Origin of the sequence: Pararhizobium arenae (assembly GCF_001931685.1) — a bacterium.
In the GTDB taxonomy this organism is placed as follows: domain Bacteria; phylum Pseudomonadota; class Alphaproteobacteria; order Rhizobiales; family Rhizobiaceae; genus Pararhizobium; species Pararhizobium arenae.
Map to the genome: position 1 here is coordinate 130187 of NZ_MOOY01000007.1, position 16010 is coordinate 146196.

Below are 16010 nucleotides of genomic sequence, written 5' to 3' on the forward strand. Positions count from 1 at the left end.
GACGCAGCGGAAACGAGGGCCCGGACCGCGGGATATGCGGTCCGGGGCTACCTGATACACCATGAGCGTCGCGCGAACCGCTCAGCGGCATGACGAATAATAAGGCAAAACCGGTTATTTGGTGCATATGCGCTCAGCGGTTGGCCCTAGTCGTCCTTGAAGCCGCATGACCCAACCTATTTTCCCACTCTGTACTTTCTCCCCAAGACGCAGTATGAGCGCGCCATGATCGGCCATGATGTATGGCTGCGGATAGCTGTGCGCTGCTTCCTCCCATATTGGCTTGCACGCGGTCCGAATTGCGAAAGATAAATACATGACAGAATTTGCAGGCGTCGTTCCGGCGATCGCAGAGGCGTTGACCAAGCGCGGCTACACCGACCTGACCCCGGTGCAGCTGGCCGTGATCGCGCCGGAACTCGAAGGCCGCGATGCGCTGGTTTCCGCCCAGACGGGCTCCGGCAAGACCGTTGCCTTCGGCCTCGCGCTCGCCCCGACACTGCTCGATGGTGCCGATCGTTTCGGCCGCCCCGGTGCGCCGCTGGCGCTCGTCGTTGCGCCGACCCGCGAACTGGCGCTGCAGGTGAAGCGCGAGCTGGACTGGCTTTACGAATTGACCGGTGCAACCGTCGCCTCCTGCGTCGGCGGCATGGATATCCGCTCGGAGCGCCGGGCTCTGGAGCGTGGCGCCCATATCGTCGTCGGCACGCCCGGCCGCATCTGCGACCACATCCGCCGCGAAGCGCTGGATATGTCTTCGCTGAAGGCTGCCGTGCTTGATGAAGCGGACGAGATGCTCGATCTCGGTTTCCGCGAAGATCTCGAATTCATTCTCGAAAGCGCGCCGGAAAACCGTCGCACGCTGATGTTCTCCGCAACGGTTCCGCGCAGCATCGCCAATCTTGCGAAGAGCTACCAGCGCGATGCCGTGCGCCTTGCCACGCAATCCGAGCAGAAGCAGCATGTCGATATCGAATATCGCGCCCTGACGGTCGCGCCGGCCGACCGGGAAAACGCCATCATCAACGTGCTGCGCTACTATGAGGCGCGCAATGCCATCGTCTTCTGTTCGACCCGCGCAGCCGTCAATCATCTGACGGCCCGCTTCAACAATCGCGGTTTCTCGGTCGTGGCGCTGTCGGGCGAACTCAGCCAGAACGAGCGCACCCATGCGCTGCAGGCGATGCGCGATGGCCGTGCCCGCGTGTGCATCGCGACCGACGTTGCCGCCCGCGGCATCGACCTGCCAGGCCTCGAGCTCGTCATTCACGCCGATCTGCCTACCAATTCGGACACGCTGCTCCACCGCAGCGGCCGCACCGGTCGTGCCGGCAACAAGGGCATCAGCGCGATGATCGTGCCGACGAATTCGCGCCGCAAGGCCGAGCGCCTGCTGCGCGAAGCCAACACCAATGCCGTCTGGGCGAAGCCGCCGAGCGCCGATGAAGTCAGCGCCCGCGATGACGAGCGCCTGCTGGCCGATCCGTCCTTCTCCGAGGCACCACGCGAGGAAGAGGAAGCCCTGGTCAAGGCGCTGCTCGAAAAGTTCGGCGCCGATAAGGTGGCCGCCGCACTTGTGCGCATGACCCGCGCCAACCGGTCCGCACCAGAAGACCTGCTCGATACGCCGTCCTTCCAGCCGACGGGCGACCGCCAGCCGCGTGGTGACCGTCCCGAAAGCACCCCGCGTGCGCCGCGCAGCGAGTTCGGCGATTCCGTCTGGTTTTCGCTCTCTGCCGGCCGCAAGCAGAATGTCGAGCCGCGCTGGCTGATCCCGATGCTTTGCCGCATCGGCAAGATCACCAAGCAGGAGATCGGCGCGATCAAGATGCAGCAGGACGAAACCTTCGTCGAAATCGCCCGCGACTGGTCGGAGCGTTTCAATGAAGCCGTCGGCCCGAAGAAGATGCTCGAGAAGGGCATCACCATCCGCGAACTCGATGGCGCCCCGAACTTCTCGGCGGCTCCGCGCGGCGATTATGCCGACCGCAAGTCGAAGGGTGACTGGAAGGGAGAGGGCAAGCCGAAGCGCAGCTACGGCGATCGGCCGGAGCGTTCCGAGCGTGCCGCCAGTGACAGCCGTCCTTTCGAAAAACGCGACGACAAACCTTGGGGTGGCAAGCCTGGCAAGGGCAAGTTCGACAAGCCGAAATTCGACGGTCCACGCTCCGACAAGCCTGCTTTTGACAAGCCCAAATTCGACAAACCGAAGTTCGACAAGCCGAAGTTCGAGAAGCCTACCTTCGATGCGGCAGGAGCCGATAGTGCCAAGCCTAAGAAAAAGTTCAAGAAAAAGGCCAATGGCTGATATTCGCAAGCGGGCACCGAAAGGTGCCCGTTTTGCGTTCCGGGCCTGTTCAGTTTCCTGTCAGCTTCCAATCCTACCCATGTGACCACGCCTTGGGAGCGATCGATCATGATCGCGGGGTGCGGAAAATCTGGATAGGAAGTCCCATGAAGCTTATTGTCTGCCTTGGTACGCTTGCTGCAATAGCCCTCCCGTCGCTGGCAGTGGCAAGCCCCGCCTGCACCACCGAGCCCAAGTCGAAGTGGATGTCGGAAGACAGCATGAAGGCGAAGGTCGATGCCCTCGGCTACACCGTCAAGACCTTCGAGGTGACCGGAAGCTGCTATGAAATCTACGGCAAGACCAAGGATGGAAAGCGCGCCGAGGTCTATTTCAACCCGGTGTCCGGCGACATCGTCGAATCCGAAATCGACGGCTGATCCATGAGCCGTATGTCACACCGCGGGGAGGGGGCGATCTCCTCCCCGGGCAGACGGGGTTTCATCCGGGTCTGGGACCCGATCGTTCGCCTGTTCCACTGGACCGTCGTCACCGCCTGCATCCTTAATCTCTTCATTCTGGAAGAGGGGCGTTACTGGCACCGTGTCACCGGCTATGGCGTGGCCGGTGTCCTGATCCTCCGCTTCGTCTGGGGCGTCATCGGAACGCGCTATGCCCGCTTCTCCGAGTTCTTCCCGACGCCACGCAAGCTTTTCCGGCAGATCACGGATATCAGGCAAGGCCACCATCCGCGCTTCATTGGCCACAATCCGCTCGCCTCGGTGATGATGCTGACCCTCATGCTGCTTTTGGCCGCCACGTGCACGACGGGCTGGATGACGACGCTTGATGCCTTCTGGGGCGAGAAGTGGCTGGAAGAGATTCACGGCCTTCTTGCCAACGGCATCATGGTCTTCGCCTTCATCCACGCGGGCGCTGCCCTGCTGGAGAGCTACAGGCAGCGGGAAAATCTGGTCTGGTCGATGGTCACGGGCCGCAAATGGCTCTGATCGTCAGGCGCTGATATCGGCGTGCGGGTTTTCCACCCGTGGCCAGATGTTTTCCGGTGCGCGTCGATAGGCCGTCCGGGTCGGGTCGTTCGGGTAGGGTGTGCCGGCCGAGCAATAGATGATGTCCTTGGCGATCTTCGAAAACGACGCATGGAAGTGGTTGGTCGATTTGATCAGCAGGATCTTGCAGGCAGTCGGGTCTATGCCGAGGGCGAAAAACAGGCTTGGATCGAAGCTCTGGGCGCGGGTCGAGTTCAAGATGATGTCGATGCCATCGAGCCGGATATGGGCGGCATCGCCGAAGGGTACGCGGCTTTCGCCGAAATCCATCTCGGCATTCTTCACGAGCTTGATGACGGTCACATGGCCGTCGATTGGTTTGCCCGTCCCCGGTGCCGACTTCGCACCGAAGCGGAGCGGGATGATCGCGCCTTCGCCGGCGGCCATGCAGATCTGAACGGCAATTGGATCCCAGATCGTGCCGACCGCCACGCCTTTCGCGCCCCTTGCCATCAATTCTGCGAGGATGACCGTGGCGTCGCCTGCCGTGCCGCCGCCGGGATTGTCCCAGACATCGGCGATGACGACAGGGCCGTCTTCGGCAGACATGGCTTGTGACACAGCCTGCCTTTCATCCAGTTGCGGCGGGAAGAATGTGCCGCGATGTGCGAAGAGCTCCATGCCGATGGCTTCGGCAAGCTGCACACCTTTTTCCGGGCGATCTTTTGTCACGCAGATGACCTTCGTTCCCATCTCCGGCACATCGCCGGCCATGAAACCATGAATCACTGAGAGCGAGAGGACATCCGGATCGGACGCCTCCAGCGCCATCATCCTGTCGACGATGCCGCGCATCGGCTGGCGAGAGGTGGGGAACACATCGATCATCCGGCAATCGAAAACGGACATGACCGGCCGGACTTTTCCGGCGAGCTTATCGAGGGCGATCCGCCAAAGGTCTTCGGCGCGGGCGACGAAATCCGTGTGCGGAAATTCCTTGAAGGCGAGAAGAAAGGTCGACGCTTCGACACGCTTCTTCGTCAGGTGGCTGTGCGGGTCGAGGGAGGCGCAGAGAAGCGCATCGGGTCCGATGATGGTGCGGATGCGGTGCAGCAGGTCGCCTTCCGGGTCCTCGTACCCATCCGCCACCATGGCGCCATGCAGGCCGAGCACCACGCCATTAACCGGCATCGCCGCCTGAAGCTGGTCGAGAATTTCGTCGCGCAGGCGCTCATAGGTCTGGCGGTTTATGAGCCCGGCCGGATCAGCCCAGGCGGCGGTGCCTTCGATCAGCGTGAAGCCACGTTCCGCCGCCAACCGCCGGCCGACGGTGATCGGCGCGGTGCAGAGCGTGGGCGTTTCGGGGTGGGTGCCTGGTGGCGCGTAGAGAGAGGCTTCGAAAGCCCTGAAATCGATGGCGATGGGCGAGAAGGTGTTGGTCTCGGTCGCAAGTGCTGCCGTGAAAAGCCGCATGATCTGTCTCTCAGACCGTGCCCATCGGATAGGGCAGGTAGCCGGTGAAGCCGGCGATCTTCCAGCGGCCGCCGTCGCGACGGCAGGTGTAGAGCGTCTGCCACTGCATGATGTCACGGGTGCCGTCTGCCTTCAGGATACTGCCGTCGAATTTCTTGCGCACCAGCGCCGTATCGCTAGCAATCTCGATCTCCGTGAGATGGGTGGTGGTAAAGATTGCGGTGCGCGGGTCTTCGGCAAAGCTTTCCCTGGCGAAATCCTGCGCCTGCCGCAGCCATTCGTCGCGGTAGGCGGCAAGATCTGGGAAGGCGAGCGTCCAGCGGTCGGGATTGTCGGCCTTGTTGCCGCTGATGGCGAGGAAACCAGTCTCAATGAAATCGCCGGCAACACGGTTCCAGTCGGCTGCCAGAAAAGCGTCGATATCACGGGTGACCAGCATGTCCCAGATTTCGCGGCGGTCGGGATCGGTGGCGGGGAAAGGATTGGAGAAGGGGTCGCGCATGTCAGCGATTCGTCCAGATTGATCTGGTCTATCTTTCGGCTCCGCTCCAGCCGTCCGTCAATCCTCGTACGGACAATGTTGCCGGTTATTCCGTGCCGAGTTTGACGATGTTGTCGGCCAGTTGCGCGGCGAGCTTCAGGGAAACGCCGGCCGCCATGGCCATCTGCGGCAGGATCATCCATTCTAGCGTCCAGGCGGCACCCGAGCGTTCCTGCTCATGCACCATAGATTGCTGAATGCCGGCGATCTGCGTGGCGTTGAAGCGGGCGAGCGCCACCAACGTTTCGGCCGCGACAGGGTTTTGCTTGTGCGCCATGGCAGACGAGCCGCCACCGCCTTGCAACTTGATCTCGCCGCCGGCCTGCGCCAAGAGCGCGATATCCTGACCGAATTTTCCGAGGCTGCCTGTGATCAGCGAGAAGATATGGGCGATATCGGCGATGGGCAGGCGCTGGCTTTGCCATTGTGACTGGTCGGAAAGCCCAAGTTCGGCTGCGAGCGCCGAGCGCACAGGGGCCGCCTTGTCGCCGAGTTTGTCGAGCGTGCCGGCCGCGCCGCCGAATTGCAGCGGGAAACGCTGCTGCATAAGGCGCTCGCTGTATTCTACAAGCGGTGTCTTCCAGCTTGCCAACCGGTCGGAGACGGTGATCGGGATGGCCGCCTGCATGCGGGTACGCCCCATCAGGGCGCGGCTTCCAAACTGCGCGTCGAGCTTTTCAAGGCTTTTCGCTACCGTGAAGAGGCGTCCGGCGAGAATGTAGAAGACCTTCTTCAGCCGCAGCATCAGGCTCGTGTCGATCGCATCCTGGCTGGTTGCGCCGAGATGCAGGCTCTTCGCCGCATCCCCGCCAATCGCTTCCCGCAGTTGCTTGACCAAATCGGGGATGACGACGCCATCCGTGCCGACCGCCTTGCGCAGGCTTGCCACATCCGGGCGAAACCCGGAGCAGACCTCGGCGATGCGGGCGGCATCGGCTTGCGAGAGCAGGCCAGCGCCAGCCTCGGCCCTTGCAACCGCCGCCTCGAAGGTGAGCATGGCCGCGATATCGGCCTCGACTGTGAAATGGGCGCCAATTTCCTCATCGCCAAGAAGGCCGGCAAGGAAAGGATGCTCGAAGACGGAAACGGTCATGCCTGCACTCAGATATCGAGGAACACGGTCTCCTTCTCCCCCTGGAGATGGATATCGAAGTTATAGACCGAGCCCTCGCGGGTTGCCACCATGGTCAGGACACGGTGGCGATGTTCGATGCGCATCAGCAGCGGATCCGCTGCATTGGCCTCGACTTCCTCAGGGAAATACATGCGGGTGTGCAGGCCGATATTGATGCCGCGCGCCACAATCCAGAAGGTGATGTGCGGCGCCATCTTGCGGCCGTCCCTGAACGGGGCGCGGCCGGGCTTGATGGTTTCGAAGCTGTAGACGCCGGTCTGGCCGTCAGAGGCGCAACGGCCCCAGCCGGTGAAATTCGGATCGGCGGTGCCGCGCATTTCGGCCGGGCTGTTGTAGAGGCCGCTAGCATCGGCCTGCCAGACTTCCACCAGCGCATCCTTGAGCGGGCTGCCGGCGCCATCGATCACCCGGCCGGTGACGGTGATGCGGTCGCCAAGCGTACGCTCGTTGACCATGCTGGAGCCGAGATCGGAGGGATAAACGCCGGTGATATCGGCGAAATTCGGCGTGCAGCCGATGTGGACATAAGGCCCTGCCGTCTGCGACGGGGTTTCCTTGAGATATCCGAGCGACTGGACCATCAGTTGCCCTCCATGCGGTTTTCAAAAAGCGTCGAGCGGCGGCCGCGCAGTACAATATCGAACTTGTAGGCGCGGGCGTCCATCGGGATCGTATTCGCCCAGTCGAGCGGCGCGATGAGCTGTTCGATGGCGGCGCGGTCCGGGATGGTGGCGACGATCGGACACTTCCAGATCATCGGGTCGCCCTCGAAATACATCTGCGTAATCAGCCGCTGGGCAAAGCCGTGGCCGAAAACCGAGAAGTGGATATGGGCCGGACGCCAGTCGTTAACGCCGTTCGGCCAGGGGTAGGGGCCTGGCTTGATGGTGCGGAAGCTGTAGAAGCCGTTTTCATCGGTAATCGTGCGGCCGCAGCCGCCGAAATTCGGATCAAGCGGCGCGAGATAGCTTTCCTTCTTGTGGCGATAGCGGCCGCCGGCATTGGCCTGCCAGAATTCGAGCAGCGCGCCGGGCACGGGGCGGGCGCGCTCGTCCAGCACGCGACCATGCACGATGATGCGCTCGCCGATGGCGCTTTCGCCGGATTTGGCGAAGTTGTGGATCAGGTCGTTGTCCAGTTCGCCCAGCATCGAATGGCCGAAGACCGGGCCGGTGATTTCCGAAATCGTGCCATCCAGCGAAAGCAGCGCCTTCTGCGGCGAACGCAGCACGGAGGTCTTGTAGCCGGGGGTGAGGCCGGGTGCATGCCAGCCGCGGTCGCGCGGGAAAAAGGCGCCGGTTTCCGGCTTCCGGTTGGAAAAATCAGTCATTGTTCTGCCTCATGCAGCCTGTTCGGCATCAATATGCTCGAAAACCTCTTTGGCGATCTTGATGGCGCGGTTGGCCGCTGGAACGCCTGCGTAGATCGCCACATGCAGGAGCGCTTCGCGGATATCGTCGCGGCTGGCGCCGGTGTTCATTGTCGCGCGCACATGCATGGCCACCTCCTCGTCATGACCAAGAGCGGCCAACAGCGCGATCGTCACCATGGAGCGCTCCCGCTTGGTCCAGTTGGGTCGCGACCAGACATTGCCCCAGGCAGCCTCGGTGATCAATTCCTGGAAGGGCTGGTCGAATTCGGTCGTTTTCGCCTGCGCCTTGTCCACATGGCGATCTCCCAGCACGGCGCGGCGGGTTTTCAGCCCCTGGGCATATCGTTCGGAAGTCGCTTCGCTCATCAGGCTGGCTCCAATGTATCGATGAAGGCGCGCAGGATTGCCGTCAGCGCCTCCGGTTGTTCGACGCAGGGGATATGACCGGCGTCCTTGATCACTTCATAGCGCGCGCCGGGAATGAGACGCGCGGTCGACAAGACGAGATCGGGCGGCGTGGAGCCGTCCTGATCGCCGACGATGCAGATCGTCGGAACGGAAATTTTCTTTGCGGCTTCGGTGAAATCGGCATCGCGGACGGAAGCGCAGGTGCCGGTATAGCCGGCGACGGGCTGCCGGATCAGCATGTTACGATAGCCGTGAAAGGCGATGTTTTCCGGCCGGCGGAAGGCCGGGGTGAACCAGCGCTCGAGAACGCTGTCGGCAAGACTGGCGATGCCATTGGCTTCGACCGCTGCGATACGGGTGTTCCACATCTCAGGCGTGCCGATCTTGTGGGCGGTGTCGCAGAGGATCAGTGCGCGCACGAGGTCGGGCCGCGTGGCATAGAGGCCCTGCGCGATCTGCCCGCCGACGGAAAGGCCGCAGATGACAGCGCTTTTCACCGACAGGAAATCGAGAAGGCCGGCGAGATCGGAAACATGCAGGTCGATGGAGTAGGGGATATCACCAACATCGGAGAGACCATGGCCGCGCTTGTCATAGAGCACGATCGCGAAATCGCCGGCCAGCCGCACGATCACGTCGCGCCAGATACGGAAATCCGTGCCCAGCGAATTGGAAAAGACCAGCACCGGCTTGTCACCGGTGCCGCCGATCACCTGGTAGTGAAGGGCGATGTCGTTGATGCGTGCGAACTGCATGATTTTCCTCCGAAGCCAAATTGGAACTTTAATTTGGTTAGGTAAAATGACATTTTCCGGTAATTCATTAACTCCGGGGTTATGTGTCAATGGTCGACAGCCGTGTGAAGTTTCGTCATCTGCAGACCTTTGTCGAGGTTGCACGCCAGCGCAGCGTGATGAAGGCGGCAGAGCTTTTGCACGTCAGCCAGCCGGCAGTGACCAAGACGATCCGCGAGCTGGAGGAGGTGCTGGGCGTCGCCGTTTTCGAGCGGGAAGGGCGCGGCATCAAGATCACCCGTTACGGCGAGGCATTCCTGCGCCATGCCGGAGCGGCCCTGACGGCGATCCGGCAGGGGCTCGATTCCGTGTCTCAGGAGCGTTCGGGTGACGGGCCGCCCGTCAGGGTCGGTGCCTTGCCGACCGTTTCCACACGCATCATGCCGCGCGCCATGCAGCATTTTCTGGAGGAGAAGACGGGCAGCCGGATCAAGATCGTCACCGGAGAAAATTCGGTTTTGCTGGAGCAGTTGCGGATCGGCGATCTCGATCTTGTCGTCGGTCGTCTTGCCGCACCGGAACAGATGACCGGATTTTCGTTCGAGCATCTTTATTCCGAGCAGGTGGTCTTTGTGGTGCGAAAGGGGCATCCCCTTCTCGCGAACAAGGCATCAACCTTCGGCGACCTTGGAAACTATACTGTTCTCATGCCGACGCGCGGCTCCATCATCCGGCCTTTCGTCGAGCGGTTCCTGATTGCCAATGGCATTGTCGGGGTCACCAACCAGATCGAGACCGTCTCGGATTCCTTCGGGCGTGCTTTCGTGCGCAGCAGTGATGCCATCTGGATCATCTCCGCCGGCGTCGTCGCCTCGGATGTGGAAGATGGTCTTCTGGAAATTCTCGATATCGATACGGTCGAGACGCGCGGGCCGGTCGGGCTGACGGTCAGGACGGATTCGGTTCCTTCCATGCCTCAGCAAATTCTGATGCAGACCATTCGCGAAGCAGCGCGCGAGCTTGGTTCGGGAGTGGTCGTACGCATTGAGGTTTCAGATAAATAATCGCTGCGCGAGGAAACGCGCAGCGATGGGAGGTCAGGCCAGAATGCCGGCTTGGCGGGCCGCGGTCACGAAAGAGGCGAAGGCAGCCTTTGGGCTGCGGATGCCGTCCAGCGCATCCAGGCAATGCTGAAGCGCACGGCGATAGGCATTGTCGCGCTTGCCTGGCCAGCGACGCAGAAACTCCACGGCGTCCCAGGCGCTGGCGATGATGTTTTCCTGGCTCTGTTTAATGGTCACTCTGACGGGGGTGGGGAAGGGCTTGTAACTCAACTCGTCCTCGCATGCGTATTGAAATTGCGGCGAGGAAACGCGATGGATCGGGGAAGGTTCCGGCCCTGATTTTACATTCTTTTCCGCTTATTGTCGGATGCGCTTGAATAAGCGGCGCCCCGCGTTCGTCATCATGGAACACGCAGTTTTTCTGCGCTTGGACGAATAGGGAGAGGAAGCATCATGTCGAGGAATCGCAAGCTCTGGCTTGGGTGGATTTTCATCGTCGTCAATGGCCTGTACCTGATCATCGGCCTCGTGAGCAACGATATGGGCGGCATCATCAGCCTCGGCTATAACCCCGATGCGCCACTCTCCTTCGATGCGGCGCCCGGCCGGTTCCTGCTCGGCATCTTGCTCTATGGCGCGATCATGGTGGTGGGCGTGAAGATGGTGCTGGAGGCGCAGCGGATGGAGGGCTGACGACGGTCAGAGACGGAAGGCTTCCTTGAGTTCGGAACCCTTTTCGGCGCGAAGGTCGAGGTCAGCCTCAATGTGATCGATGTGATGGATCATCAGCTTACAGGCGCGCTCGAGGTCCTTTTTCTCGATGGCGTCCAGAATATCCTCATGCTCATGATGGCCGCAGCTGGAAATGGCGGACTGGCCATAAAGCGCGATGACCAACGACGAGCGGGCGACGAGTTCATCCATGAAACGTTGAAGCACGGCATTTTTGGTGAGCGATGTCAGCATCAGGTGAAAATCGCCGGAAGCCTTGATCTCCGCGCGGCGGGCCGACTGGCCACGCTCGCCCATCAGGCGGCGCTCTTCCATCAGCAATTGTTTCAAGTGCTGGATATCCGATGGCGTGATGTGCCTGGCGGCTTCCATCAGCACGCCGGGCTCGATCATGCGCCGGGTGGCGAAGATCTGTCGCGCTTCCTCGGGCGAGGGATTGGCGACGAAGGCGCCGCGGTTTTTCTCGACATTGACCAGTCCCTCATAGGAAAGGGCCTGCAGCGCACCACGAACGAGCGTGCGGCTGACATGGAAGAGGGCGCCGACATCGGCTTCCGAAAGCTTGGTGCCGGGCGCCAGACGGCGATCGACAATCGCATCGCGAATGGCTTCGCGAATATACTGCGTGTCGATGTCGATGGGATCGGTTGCGGCTGTGGTCATGGATGAACTCTTAACACTCTGCCTATGAGTGTATAGCGCTTGCCCCGCAAAGTTAATCGTCAATCGTAGAAAATTCATCGGTCAAATTGTATACGATCTGTTGCCTTAATTGAGTACGAAAGCCTATTTTCTGAGCAAAATGATGATTGCAGAAAAATGGTGCAACTTTGAAAATTTGAAAAGCCGTTTGAACGCAATGGCTTATTAAGCGACATCCGATCTGGCACGGCGAATGCATCGTTAATCCCGTCACAGGGGAGACATGATGTCCAAAGCCGCTGAAATCGATATCGTATCCGTTTCCAAGGTCTATGGCAGCACCACTGCCGTGCATTCCATCAGCCTGAAAATTCCCTCCGGCAGCTATTGCTGCTTTCTCGGCCCCTCCGGCTGCGGCAAGACCTCGACACTGCGCATGATCGCCGGCCACGAGAGCATTTCGTCCGGCGATATCCGTCTCGGCAATACGGTCGTCACAGATTTTCCGCCGGCTAAGCGCGGCACGGCGATGATGTTCCAGTCCTATGCGCTGTTTCCGCATCTTGATCTCGTCGACAACGTGGCCTTCAGCCTGAAGATGAAGGGCGTGGAGAAGGAAGAGCGCCGGGCGAAGGCGCTGGAGATGCTGAAGCTGATGCAGATGGAGCCCTATGCCAACCGGCGTCCGGCCCAGCTTTCCGGCGGCCAGCAACAGCGCGTGGCGCTTGCCCGCGCTCTCATCACTGATCCGGAAGCCCTGCTGCTGGACGAGCCGCTGTCGGCCCTCGATCCCTTCCTCAAGATCCGCATGCGCGCTGAATTGAAGAAGCTACAGAAGAGCCTCGGCATCACCTTCGTTCACGTCACCCATAGCCAGGAAGAGGCGATGGCGCTGGCCGATATCATCGTCATCATGAATGACGGCAAGATCGAGCAGGCGGCGTCCCCGCGCGAGGTCTTCGAGCGCCCGGCGACTGCATTCGTCGCCCGCTTCATGGGCGACCATAACGTGCTCACCGGCCGCGTCGTCGAAAGCGGTGGTGGCAAGGTGACGCTTGAAGTTGCCGAAGGCCAGAAGTTCATCGTCGCCGGTCCCGAGCAGCAGGCGGGCGCACCGATCGATATCGGCGTGCGCACCGATCGCGTCCGTATCGCAGAAGCAACTGACAAGGCGCTTGGTTTCAACGGCATCGTATCCAATGTCGAATACCGGGGCTCGTCCGTCAAAATCACCGTCATCGGCGCCGGAAGCGAGGACTTCACGGTAATCGCAACCGACGCCGACTATTTCGCAAAGCCGGTCTCCGTTGGGGACGCGGTGTCACTGAGTTGGGCCCTGGAGGACGCCGTCCTGCTCGGCCGCATGGCTGCCTGATACAAACATTCAACAAGAGGGAACGAGAGAATGACCACTGAAACCAAAACCACGAAGGCAGCGAAGGGCATCTCCCGCCGCTCGCTTCTGAAGACGGGCGCGGCCGCTGCCGGCGCCATCGTCGGCTCGGGTGCCATCACCGGCTTCCCGACCATCTGGGCGCAGAACCCGATCACGCTGCGCCAGTTCGGCACCGGCGTTTCGAACATCAATGCCATCGCCGAGAAGTGCAAGGAAGACCTCGGCATCACGCTCGAAATGACCGCGACCGACTCGGACGCCGCTGCCCAGCGCGCCGTGACCCAACCGGATAGCTACGATATCGCCGATATCGAATACTGGATCCTGAAGAAGGTTTTCCCGGCCGGCGTTATCCAGCCGATGGATATCAAGAAGCTGAAATATTACGACAAGATCGTGCCGCTGTTCAAAACCGGCAAGCTGACGCCGGACAGCGTCATTGCCCAGGGCACCGCGCCGCACACCGTCGGCTATGTCGAGGCAATCGGCGACAAGACCTTCGCAAAGAGCGAAACCGAGTTCTTCACGATGGTTCCGACCATCTACAATGCCGACACGCTCGGCATCCGCCCGGACCTCGTCGGCCGCGAGATCACCACCTGGGCCGATATCATGGACCCGGCCTTCAAGGGAAAGACCTCGATCCTCAACATCCCGTCAATCGGCATCATGGATGCGGCGATGATCATGGAAGCCATGGGCAACATCAAGTATGCCGACAAGGGCAACATGACCACGGAAGAAATCGACGCGACCATCGACTTCCTGATCAAGGCCAAGCAGGACGGCCAGTTCCGCGCTTTCTGGAAGTCGTTCGACGAGTCCGTCAACTTGATGGCGTCGGGCGAAGTCGTCATCCAGTCCATGTGGTCGCCGGCCGTCGCCGCCGTCCGCTCCAAGGGCATCGCCTGCAAGTATCAGCCGCTCAAGGAAGGTTATCGCTCGTGGGGTGGTGGTCTCGGCCTTGCCGCGCATCTTTCCGGAGCCCAGCTCGATGCGGCCTATGAGTACATCAACTGGTACACCTCCGGCTGGGTCGGCGGCTACCTCAACCGCCAGGGCTACTACTCCGCCGCCATGGATACCGCCAAGGAATACATGTCGGCCGACGAATGGGGCTACTGGATCGAAGGCAAGCCGGCGCAGGGCGATATCCTCTCGCCGGAAGGCAAGGTCATGGAGAAGGCCGGTGCCGTTCGCGATGGCGGCTCGTTCGAAGAGCGCATGGGCAAGGTCGCCTGCTGGAACTCGGTGATGGACGAGGACCGCTACATGGTCCGGCGCTGGAACGAGTTCATCGCTGCGTAACCAAGATTGCCCCTCACCCTAGCCCTCTCCCCGCATGCGGGGAGAGGGGACGACGGAGCGGGCGGCATATCCCTTCTTCCCGCAAGCGGGGAGAAGGTGCCCGATAGGGCGGATGAGGGGCCGTTCCCCTGCGCAATCGAAACGGAGACGACACCGTGGCAGCCATGACAGCGGAAGACGAGAGCACAGTGCAGCCGAAGCGGGCATTCTCCGAGCGTATCGGCGGGATCGCGGCGTCCATCGCCTCTTATCTGCAGGCGGTGCCGCTGGTGCTGATCCTGGGCTTCTTTTTCGTCCTGCCGATCCTGACGATCATTATCGTCAGCTTCTGGGACTATGACTTCGCCGGTCTCTATCCCGATTTCCTGACGATGAACTACACCGATACGCTCGGTTCCTGGGTCACCTGGAAAACCTATCTCAACACGCTGAAATACACGGCCATGGTCTGGGTGCTGACGCTTCTCATCGGTTTCTGGGTCGCCTATTTCCTCGCCTTCCACATCCGCACGACGACGATGCAGATGGTGCTGTTCCTCGTCTGCACCGTGCCGTTTCTGACCTCCAACATCATCCGCATGATCTCGTGGATTCCGGTTCTCGGCCGCAACGGTCTCGTCAACACCACGCTGATCGAGATGGGCATTATCCCTGCGCCGATCGAATGGCTGCTCTATTCCGATTTCGCCGTCATCCTCGCCATGGTCCACTTGAACACGCTGTTCATGGTCACGCCGATCTTCAACACGCTGATGCGCATCGACAAGTCGTTGATCGAGGCTGCGCGTGATGCCGGTGCTACCGGCTGGCAGATCCTCTGGAACGTGATCATTCCGCTCGCAAAACCCGGAATGGCGATCGGCTCGATCTTTGTCGTCACCCTTGTCATGGCCGACTTCTCGACGGTGCAGGTCATGTCCGGCGGGCAGAGCGCGTCCGTGGCGCTGATGATGAAGAACCAGATGTCGCTGCTGCAATATCCGGCTGCTGCCGCCAATGCCGTCGTGCTGCTGGTCGTCGTCCTCCTGATGGTCGCCGCAATCCTGCGCGTCGTCGATATCCGCAAGGAGCTGTAAGTCCATGTCCCACGAGAAGCGAACAATCGAATTCTACGTGCTGGCGGCGTTCTTCACGCTCTTCGTCCTGTTCCTCTACGGCCCGTTGTCCGCCGTCTTCATCCTCTCCTTCCAGGGGCCGGACGGCGGCCTGACCTTTCCGCTGAACGGCGTTTCCGTGCACTGGTTCTTCAACCTGTTCGAACAGCAGGCGGTGGGCGATTTCGGCGCCTCGTTCAAGCGGTCTTTCACGCTCGGCCTGATGGTGATGATCGTCAACGTCGTGGTCGCTCTGCTGGCGGGGCTTGCCTTCCGGCGAAAATTCCGTGGCGCGACGGTGCTGTTCTATCTTTCGGTAGCCAGCCTCGTGGTGCCCTCGATCATCATCTCGCTCGGCATCGGTGTCGTCTTCCAGCAGCTTGGCCTGAAACCGGCCTGGTATTCCTCGGCCTTCGGTGCGCATCTCACCTGGACGCTGCCCTTTGGCGTGCTGATCATGTTCGCCGTCTTCAACCGGTTTTCGCCAGCCTATGAAGAGGCGGCGCGCGACCTCGGGGCAACCTCGTGGCAAACATTCCGCCATGTGCTGCTGCCGATGATCGCGCCGAGCCTCGTCGGCGTCGGCCTGTTCGGCTTCACGCTGTCCTATGACGAATTTGCCCGCACGCTGATGACGTCGGGCACCTACAACACCCTGCCGCTCGAAATCTACGGGATGACCACCAACGTCACGACGCCGGTGCTTTATGCGCTGGGCACGGTGACGACGCTCTTCTCCTTCTCCATCATCCTGGGCACGCTCGGCACGATTTATTATCTGCGCCGCCGCCAAGCCCGGCTCGTCTGAGTTCCT

At 61.0% G+C, this 16010-nt stretch carries 18 protein-coding genes; 9 read left to right on the plus strand and 9 right to left on the minus strand.

Annotation, left to right across the window (positions count from 1 at the left end; all coding sequences use genetic code 11):
- Nucleotides 1–316 precede the first annotated feature (316 nt).
- From BLX89_RS16680 to BLX89_RS16690, 3 genes are all read left to right on the plus strand, one after another.
- The gene (locus BLX89_RS16680; protein WP_075292090.1) at nt 317–2308 is read left to right on the plus strand and encodes a DEAD/DEAH box helicase; all 1992 of its coding nucleotides are present in this window, start codon (nt 317–319) and stop codon (nt 2306–2308) included.
- Nucleotides 2309–2454: 146 nt separating this feature from the next.
- Complete coding sequence (locus BLX89_RS16685) at nt 2455–2727, plus strand: PepSY domain-containing protein (protein ID WP_075292091.1); 273 nt, start codon at nt 2455–2457, stop codon at nt 2725–2727.
- 3 nt (nt 2728–2730) lie between these two features.
- Nucleotides 2731–3297 carry a cytochrome b/b6 domain-containing protein gene (locus BLX89_RS16690; RefSeq protein WP_075292092.1) on the plus strand — a complete coding sequence of 189 codons (567 nt, stop codon included), beginning with the start codon at nt 2731–2733 and terminating at the stop codon, nt 3295–3297.
- A 3-nt stretch (nt 3298–3300) separates the two neighbouring features.
- On the opposite strand, the gene BLX89_RS16695 is transcribed toward BLX89_RS16690, so the two are convergent.
- The 7 genes from BLX89_RS16695 to pcaD all read right to left on the minus strand — a co-directional run bounded on the left by BLX89_RS16695 (nt 3301) and on the right by pcaD (nt 8981).
- Nucleotides 3301–4770: a M81 family metallopeptidase gene (locus BLX89_RS16695; protein WP_075292093.1), complete on the minus strand. Its 1470-nt coding sequence runs from the start codon at nt 4768–4770 to the stop codon at nt 3301–3303.
- 10 nt (nt 4771–4780) lie between these two features.
- Nucleotides 4781–5272 carry a hypothetical protein gene (locus BLX89_RS16700; RefSeq protein WP_075292094.1) on the minus strand — a complete coding sequence of 164 codons (492 nt, stop codon included), beginning with the start codon at nt 5270–5272 and terminating at the stop codon, nt 4781–4783.
- Nucleotides 5273–5357: 85 nt separating this feature from the next.
- Nucleotides 5358–6404 (minus strand): 3-carboxy-cis,cis-muconate cycloisomerase, encoded by a 1047-nt coding sequence (locus tag BLX89_RS16705; protein ID WP_075292095.1) that lies wholly within the window; start codon nt 6402–6404, stop codon nt 5358–5360.
- Between the two features lie 8 nt (nt 6405–6412).
- The gene (gene pcaG, locus BLX89_RS16710; RefSeq protein ID WP_075292096.1) at nt 6413–7027 is read right to left on the minus strand and encodes a protocatechuate 3,4-dioxygenase subunit alpha; all 615 of its coding nucleotides are present in this window, start codon (nt 7025–7027) and stop codon (nt 6413–6415) included.
- Nucleotides 7027–7776, minus strand: a complete 750-nt coding sequence (gene pcaH / locus BLX89_RS16715; RefSeq protein ID WP_075292097.1) for a protocatechuate 3,4-dioxygenase subunit beta — start codon at nt 7774–7776, stop codon at nt 7027–7029. Before pcaH ends, pcaG begins: the two co-directional genes overlap by 1 nt.
- 9 nt (nt 7777–7785) lie before the next feature.
- Nucleotides 7786–8184, minus strand: a complete 399-nt coding sequence (gene pcaC, locus BLX89_RS16720) for a 4-carboxymuconolactone decarboxylase (protein WP_075292098.1) — start codon at nt 8182–8184, stop codon at nt 7786–7788.
- Nucleotides 8184–8981 (minus strand): 3-oxoadipate enol-lactonase, encoded by a 798-nt coding sequence (gene pcaD / locus BLX89_RS16725; protein ID WP_075292099.1) that lies wholly within the window; start codon nt 8979–8981, stop codon nt 8184–8186. Before pcaD ends, pcaC begins: the two co-directional genes overlap by 1 nt.
- An 89-nt stretch (nt 8982–9070) precedes the next feature.
- On the opposite strand from pcaD, the gene pcaQ reads away from it, so the two are divergent.
- Nucleotides 9071–10024, plus strand: coding sequence for a pca operon transcription factor PcaQ (gene pcaQ, locus BLX89_RS16730; RefSeq protein WP_075292100.1), 954 nt, complete (start codon nt 9071–9073; stop codon nt 10022–10024).
- A gap of 33 nt (nt 10025–10057) precedes the next feature.
- Here the strand turns inward: pcaQ and BLX89_RS16735 are convergent, their stop codons facing one another.
- On the minus strand, nt 10058–10294 hold the full coding sequence (locus tag BLX89_RS16735) for a DUF982 domain-containing protein (protein ID WP_075292101.1): 237 nt from the start codon (nt 10292–10294) through the stop codon (nt 10058–10060).
- A gap of 183 nt (nt 10295–10477) precedes the next feature.
- Between BLX89_RS16735 and BLX89_RS16740 the strand changes: the two genes are divergently transcribed.
- Complete coding sequence (locus BLX89_RS16740; protein WP_075292102.1) at nt 10478–10717, plus strand: hypothetical protein; 240 nt, start codon at nt 10478–10480, stop codon at nt 10715–10717.
- Between the two features lie 6 nt (nt 10718–10723).
- On the opposite strand, the gene BLX89_RS16745 is transcribed toward BLX89_RS16740, so the two are convergent.
- Nucleotides 10724–11419: a GntR family transcriptional regulator gene (locus BLX89_RS16745; protein ID WP_075292103.1), complete on the minus strand. Its 696-nt coding sequence runs from the start codon at nt 11417–11419 to the stop codon at nt 10724–10726.
- Between the two features lie 265 nt (nt 11420–11684).
- On the opposite strand from BLX89_RS16745, the gene BLX89_RS16750 reads away from it, so the two are divergent.
- The 4 genes from BLX89_RS16750 to BLX89_RS16765 all read left to right on the plus strand — a co-directional run bounded on the left by BLX89_RS16750 (nt 11685) and on the right by BLX89_RS16765 (nt 16004).
- The gene (locus tag BLX89_RS16750; protein ID WP_075292104.1) at nt 11685–12773 is read left to right on the plus strand and encodes an ABC transporter ATP-binding protein; all 1089 of its coding nucleotides are present in this window, start codon (nt 11685–11687) and stop codon (nt 12771–12773) included.
- Between the two features lie 30 nt (nt 12774–12803).
- Nucleotides 12804–14102: an ABC transporter substrate-binding protein gene (locus BLX89_RS16755; RefSeq protein ID WP_075292105.1), complete on the plus strand. Its 1299-nt coding sequence runs from the start codon at nt 12804–12806 to the stop codon at nt 14100–14102.
- Nucleotides 14103–14266: 164 nt separating this feature from the next.
- Nucleotides 14267–15178, plus strand: coding sequence for an ABC transporter permease (locus BLX89_RS16760; RefSeq protein ID WP_143523668.1), 912 nt, complete (start codon nt 14267–14269; stop codon nt 15176–15178).
- Between the two features lie 4 nt (nt 15179–15182).
- Nucleotides 15183–16004 carry an ABC transporter permease gene (locus BLX89_RS16765; protein WP_075292106.1) on the plus strand — a complete coding sequence of 274 codons (822 nt, stop codon included), beginning with the start codon at nt 15183–15185 and terminating at the stop codon, nt 16002–16004.
- Nucleotides 16005–16010: the final 6 nt, after the last annotated feature.